The 6160-nt window shown below is 60.0% G+C and carries 5 protein-coding genes; all 5 read left to right on the plus strand.

Translation table 11 applies throughout. The features are described 5' to 3' along the window. The first annotated feature begins 17 nt into the window (after positions 1–17). On the plus strand, positions 18–1376 hold the full coding sequence (locus AC1DQK_RS18090; protein ID WP_477873073.1) for a M24 family metallopeptidase: 1359 nt from the start codon (positions 18–20) through the stop codon (positions 1374–1376). 96 nt (positions 1377–1472) lie between these two features. Next, positions 1473–3944 (plus strand): TonB-dependent receptor, encoded by a 2472-nt coding sequence (locus tag AC1DQK_RS18095; RefSeq protein ID WP_477873075.1) that lies wholly within the window; start codon positions 1473–1475, stop codon positions 3942–3944. A 57-nt stretch (positions 3945–4001) separates the two neighbouring features. After that, entirely contained in the window at positions 4002–4394 is a 393-nt protein-coding gene (locus tag AC1DQK_RS18100) for a RidA family protein (protein ID WP_477873077.1), read from the plus strand. Positions 4395–4575: 181 nt separating this feature from the next. Then, positions 4576–4956 (plus strand): DoxX family protein, encoded by a 381-nt coding sequence (locus AC1DQK_RS18105; protein ID WP_477873079.1) that lies wholly within the window; start codon positions 4576–4578, stop codon positions 4954–4956. 143 nt (positions 4957–5099) lie between these two features. Next, positions 5100–6160: cytochrome P450 (locus AC1DQK_RS18110; protein WP_477873081.1), on the plus strand; the 1061-nt coding region annotated here is incomplete at its 3' end.

Consider the following 6160-nt stretch of genomic DNA (forward strand, 5'->3'; position numbering starts at 1 on the left):
GACCATTGGAGAGCGACATGTGCAACCACCCCCAACATCTACACTGCACGCCGGAGATGCTGCCGGAGCAATTCAAGCGGGGCGCTTCGCAAAACGCGATCATGGCCGTCGATTGGGAAAATCGCGTCGATTTCGACCGGCTTCGCAAATACCGGTTCCGGCGCGTTCAGGATCAGCTCAAGACGTCGAACATGGGCGCCGTGCTGTTGTTCGACATGAACAATATCCGCTATACGACCGCGGCCCATATCGGCAATTGGGCGCGCGACAAATATTTTCGCTGTGCGCTCATCATGCGTGATCGCGAGCCGATCATGTGGGACATCGGCTCGGCGGCCAAGCAGCATCAGAAGCATAATCCCTGGATCACCCCCGACAATTGGCGCCCAGTGGTATCAAGCTGGCGCGGCTCGATCATGGAAGAGGTTGGCGTCGAGAAGGCGAACGCCAAGCGGATCGCAGATGTGCTGCGCGACGCTGGCCTCATCAACGAGCCGCTGGGCATAGATGTCGTCGAAATTCCGGTGCTCCGGGCGCTGGAGGCCGAAGGCGTTACTATCGTCAATGCCGAAGGGTTGATGCAACGCGCCCGCGTCATCAAGTCGATCGACGAAGTCTCGTTGCTGGAGACCGCTGCGTGCCTGGTCGATTCCGCCTATGACGAGTTGTTCCGCGTCCTGCGCCCAGGCGTCAAGGAAAGCGAGGCCGTCGCCGTCGTCAATCATGTGCTCTACAATATGGGTTCGGAAAATGTGGAGGCGGTGAACGCGATTTCGGGCGAACGCTGCGCCCCGCATCCCCATGTGTTCTCGGACCGCTACATGCGGCCGGGTGACATGGCCTATTTCGACATCATTCACTCCTACATGGGTTATCGCACCTGCTATTACCGCACGATCAATATCGGCGGCGCGACCCGGAAGCAGCGGGACGTATACAAGAAGACGCGCGAGATTCTCGACGAAGCGATTGCGGAGATCAAGGTCGGCGCATCTTCGGCCGATATCGCCAAGAAGTTCCCCGCCGCCCAAGAATTCGGCATGGCGAACGAGGAGGAGGCGTTCGGGCTGCAATATGCGCACGGCATCGGCGTTGGCTTGTGGGAGCAGCCGCTGATCAGCCGCTATCACTCGATCGAACACCCGATCACGATCGAAGAAGGGATGGTCTTTGCGATCGAGACCTACTGGCCGTCGGAAGACGGATCGACCGCGGCCCGGATCGAGGAGGAGATTCACGTCACGAAGGACGGTCCGCGTCTGCTGACGAAGTTTCCGGCGCAGGATCTTCTGGTCGCCGGACAGCAATATTGGAACGGCCACAGCTTCGCCAAGGGTGTCAACGAAATCCAGTTGCCCGACGGCGAGGTGATCTGATGGGTTTAGGGCAAAGTAAGTTTTTTTGATCACGAAATAAAAAAAGCAGGATTTTGCAGGAAAGTCGCGCACTATTATCACTTTAGGGGAATGACAATGATGAAAGATCTTGGAATTCGGTCGACCTTACTTTGCGCCGTTGCGGTTGGCGCGCTTGCCAGTCCCGCACTGGCGCAGGACGCGCCAGCCGCTGCTCCCACGCAGGGTCAAGCGGCCCAAGATCAGGCCGACGGGGGCGGCTCGGCATTGTCGGGCGACATCATTGTTACCGCGCAGCGCCGCGAGCAAAATATCCAGAAGGTGGGCATCGCGATCACGGCCTTTTCCGGTGAGCAGTTGCGTGCGCTCAACGTGACTGATTCTCCCCAGATCGCAGCGATTACGCCTGGCGTGCACATCGGCGGCGCGCTCGGTGGCCAGAACAGCCAGTACACGATCCGCGGCGTCACACAGAACGACTTCAGCGATATCACCGAGGCGCCGAACGCGGTTTATCTGGACGACGGTTACATCGCGATCGGCCAGGGTCAGACTTTCGCCCTGTTCGACATCGACCGCGTCGAGGTGCTCAAGGGTCCGCAAGGCACGCTGTTCGGGCGCAATGCGACCGGTGGCCTGGTCCGCTATATCACGCGCAAGCCCAAGCTGGACGCCGTCGAGGGCTTCGTCAACCTGAACTACGGGATCTACGACTCCCCGGGATCGCCGGGCGCGTTCCACGGTGAAGCCGCGATCAACCTGCCCATCACCAGCACGTTGGCGACGCGCTTCGCCGTCATGTGGAACAAGGCACAGCCATATGTGCGCAACCGTTACCCACTCGCCGCCGTCGGCGGCGCGCCGGGCCCCGGTGCCGGTGCCAATCTGGGCGACGACAATACGCTGGCCGGGCGTATGACCACCTTGTTTGAACCCAATGACGGGGTACGGGTGCTCCTCTCGATCAATGGGGCAAGGACCATCCAGGCGACGTCCCCCTATCAGTCGAAGCCTGCGATTGCAGTTTTCAACGCTGGTGGAGAGCAGATCAACACGATCGACGCCTCGCCCACCGAGACCCGCGCCTCGATCGGCGGGAACGGTCAGGATTTCGGGTCGGACCTCAACAACGACGGCGTCTTTGGCGACAGCTTCGGCCGGGCGGTCCCCGGCGGGGATTTCTTCGGCTACAAGGATCCGGACGGCTCAGGGCCACTCACCTCGCAAGACTTTTCATTCCGTAAGGGGAACCACATCCGGACGTGGGGCGTCAACCTCAACGGCGAGTTCGACTTGAGCGACAGCGTAAAGTTGGCGTCGGTGACCGACTACAAGCATTTCTTCAAGTTCAGCTTGCTGGATATTGAAGGCAGCCCGACTAACCTGGTTGGCGGTTATAATGGCGTTAGCGCTTATACGTTCAGCCAGGAAGTCCGCCTGTCAGGGAAGACCGATCTTGTCGATTGGACAGGCGGTCTCTACTATCTTCACATCACGACCCGTTCGAACTCGGCGCTGAGGTTCCCGCCCGGTGGTGTTGCGACGGGGCCGGCGCCGTTCGATGTGGGCGTCGACGCGAACCTGATAACCAATTCCTACTCGGCCTTCGGCCAGTTGGATTGGCACATCACCCCGCGGCTGACCTTGATCACGGGCGCGCGGCTCATCCGCGAGCAGAAGAAATACAGCTTCTTCCACGGTATCTGGCCGGCCCAGACCGCGCTGCAGGCCCAGAGCGATACGCCGACCATCATCGGCCCAGTATTTGGCCCGACTGGACCGATGCCTTACGCCGACAAGGCCGGCAAGACGCTCTGGGCCGGCAAGGTCCAGCTTGACTTCCAGGTCAACCCGGACCTGCTCATCTATGCAGGCGTCAATCGCGGTGTGAAGGCGGGCAGCTACAACGCCACCAATCCGGGCGGCGCCTATCCGGTGCCACTAAGTTTCATTCCCTACAAGGCGGAAATTCTCACCAATTACGAGGGCGGCATCAAATACACGTTCCCCGATCGGGTAACGCGTTTCAATGCATCCGTGTACTACTATGATTACAAAGACTATCAGGCATTCCTCTTCGCCGGTGTCGGCGGCGTGGTCATCAATGCCGACGACATCACCTACGGTGGCGAGGCCAGCCTCGCTACATCGCCGGTAAAGGGGCTCGATATCGGTCTTTCCGTATCCTACTTCGATGCGAAGGTGAAGGATGTGCCGCTTCGGGCAGGAGGCCCGATCGTGCGCAATGTCAAGCCGGTCTATGCGCCGCCATTGCAGGGCAATGCCTTCGTCAGATATGAATGGGAGGCCTTTGGCGGCAAGCTCTCGGTGCAGAGCGACGCGAGCTATACCGATCCGTTCTACTACAACCTGCGCAATTTTGATGGAGACAGGTTCGGCAGGGCGGTGATGGTCAATGCCGGGATCGGATGGTCGAACGACAACTGGGAGCTGAACTTCCGTGTCAAGAACGTGACCAACGTGAACCCGGGGATCGTGGGCTTCGACCTGGCGACCTTGTGCGGTTGCAACGCGGTCTCCTACAAGCCGCCTCGCTTCTTCCAGCTCGGTGCGCGCTACAACTTCTGATCGCGCCCCACGTGAAAAGGCTCGCGCCCGGCATCAATATTTAAAAGGAAGAACATGATGTTTATAGTGAGAAATCCCCAGTCAATCGCCAATCCGGTAGGAGCGTACAGCCACTCGGTCGAAATCCCGGCCGGCGCCCGAATCCTGTCGATCGCGGGACAGGCGGGCATACGTCCCGACGGAACGCTGGCCGAGGGCTTTGAAGCGCAGCACGAGGAAATCTGGAAGAACGTGCTGGCCATTCTTGCCGAAGCGAACATGGGGCCGGAGAATCTCGTTCACCTCAACGTCTACTCTACCGACGCGACCGGTATCCGCTTTGTGGGGCCGCACCGGAAGAAATACCTGCCTGAAGGTTACCTGCCAACCTCGACCTGGGTCGTGGTGTCGGCGCTCGCCAATCCCAACTGGGTGGTCGAGATGGAAGCCATCGCTGCGAAGGTCGATTGATCGCTCCGCATTGCCCTCGGCCGCAAATATGCCGGTCGAGGGCAATGCGGGCATTTGAAGCAGGCAAGGCCTCAATGTTGCGAACCTGCGGCTGCGCGCCGAAGAGCTTCCCACGGTTCAGAGTATCGGTTTTATTCAGTTACGGTGATCCCGCTTTTGATGACATTCCTGGGAGGGCATTGTGAACACCATCGTTTTTCCGGATCTCACTGACGCCATAGTCCAGCTTCGCATTCTCTGCGGACTCCTCTTCATTCCGCACATTATCGGGCAGTTTACCGTCAGGGATGCCGTCTTCGCATTTTTCGAGGCCGCCGGGCTCAAGCCAGCATGGCTTTTCGTGCGGACTGCGCTGATCGTCCAGACGCTCGCGGTGCTCGGGCTGGTGCTGGGGATCTACGTCTTCTACGCCGCGTGGCTGGGTGGCATCTTCATGATCTGTGCCGGACTGGCGGCGTTCAAAGTCTCCAAGGGGCGCTGGTTCTGGAACCTCGGAGGCTGCGAGTTTCACATCTTCTGGGGTTTGTGCTGCATTATCGTCGCGCTTCACAGCCCGGCATAATGTGTAGAGGCATATAGAGCGCGCCGCTCAGATGTTGAAGCGACTGATGGGGTCGGAGAAGTGGTGCAGTCCCGTTTCCGAGAAGGTCCGTCGCCGAGACGGGCAGGTCGTTGTCTACCTTAAGCAATTCCAGGAGTACCGACATGGCATTCAATATTCCTGACGTGGACATCGATATATACTCGGCGGAGGCGCTTGCCGATCCGTACGAGAATTATCGCATTTTTCGCGATACCGCCCCGATCGTGCGCCTTCCCAAATACGACCTCTATCTCATGGCGCGGTTTGCGGACGTGCAGGGGGCGCTGAAGAACAATACCTTATTCGCCTCCGGGGACGGCGTCGCGATGAACGACCTGATGAACAAGGCGATAGCGGGCAGCACGCTCCATACGGATGCACCTTACCACAGCACCTTGCGCTCGATCGTCAGCCGGCCGCTTACGCCCGCCCGACTGACCGAGCTGCGTCAGGGACTTTACGATCTCGCCGAAAAACTGGTCGAGCGCCTGGTGGCCAAAGGCGATTTCGATGCCGCGACCGAACTCGCGCCGCATCTCCCGGTCACGGTGGTCTCCGAACTGGTCGGCCTGCCCGAGGAAGGGCGTGAGCGGATGCTCACATGGGCTGGAGCGGTGTTCAACTCCTTGGGGCCACGGGGCCTTGAGCTGACGGAAACCGCGCTCCCGATAGTGGACGAAATGGTGACCTATGCCCGCGGTTGCACCGCCGATCGCGTGAAGCCGGGCAGCTGGGTCGCCAAACTCTATGAAGCGGTCGAGGCTGGTGAGCTGCGCTTCGAGCAGGTCGGGCCGGTGATGGGCGACTATCTGGGTCCGAGCCTGGACACCACCATCCTTGCCACGGGCAGTGCGATCGCCCTGTTCGCTCAGAACCCCGATCAATGGGACAAGCTGCGCGCGAGCCCGACGCAGATCCCCAACGCGGTCAATGAAGCGATCCGGCTCGAGAGTCCGATACAGGGCTTTTCCCGCGTGTTGACCGATGATTTTTCGGTGGAAGACCAGCGCCTCCACAAGGGCGCTCGGGTCCTGGTGATGTATGCATCGGGCAATCGCGACGAACGGCGTTGGGAAGACCCCGAGCGGTTCGATATCACGCGGCGCGCGAACGAACAGCTGGGCTTCGGCCACGGCATCCACATGTGCATGGGCGCCAATCTCGCCCGGATGGAAATCTCTGC

The organism is Rhizorhabdus sp. P4_G5, from assembly GCF_056401065.1.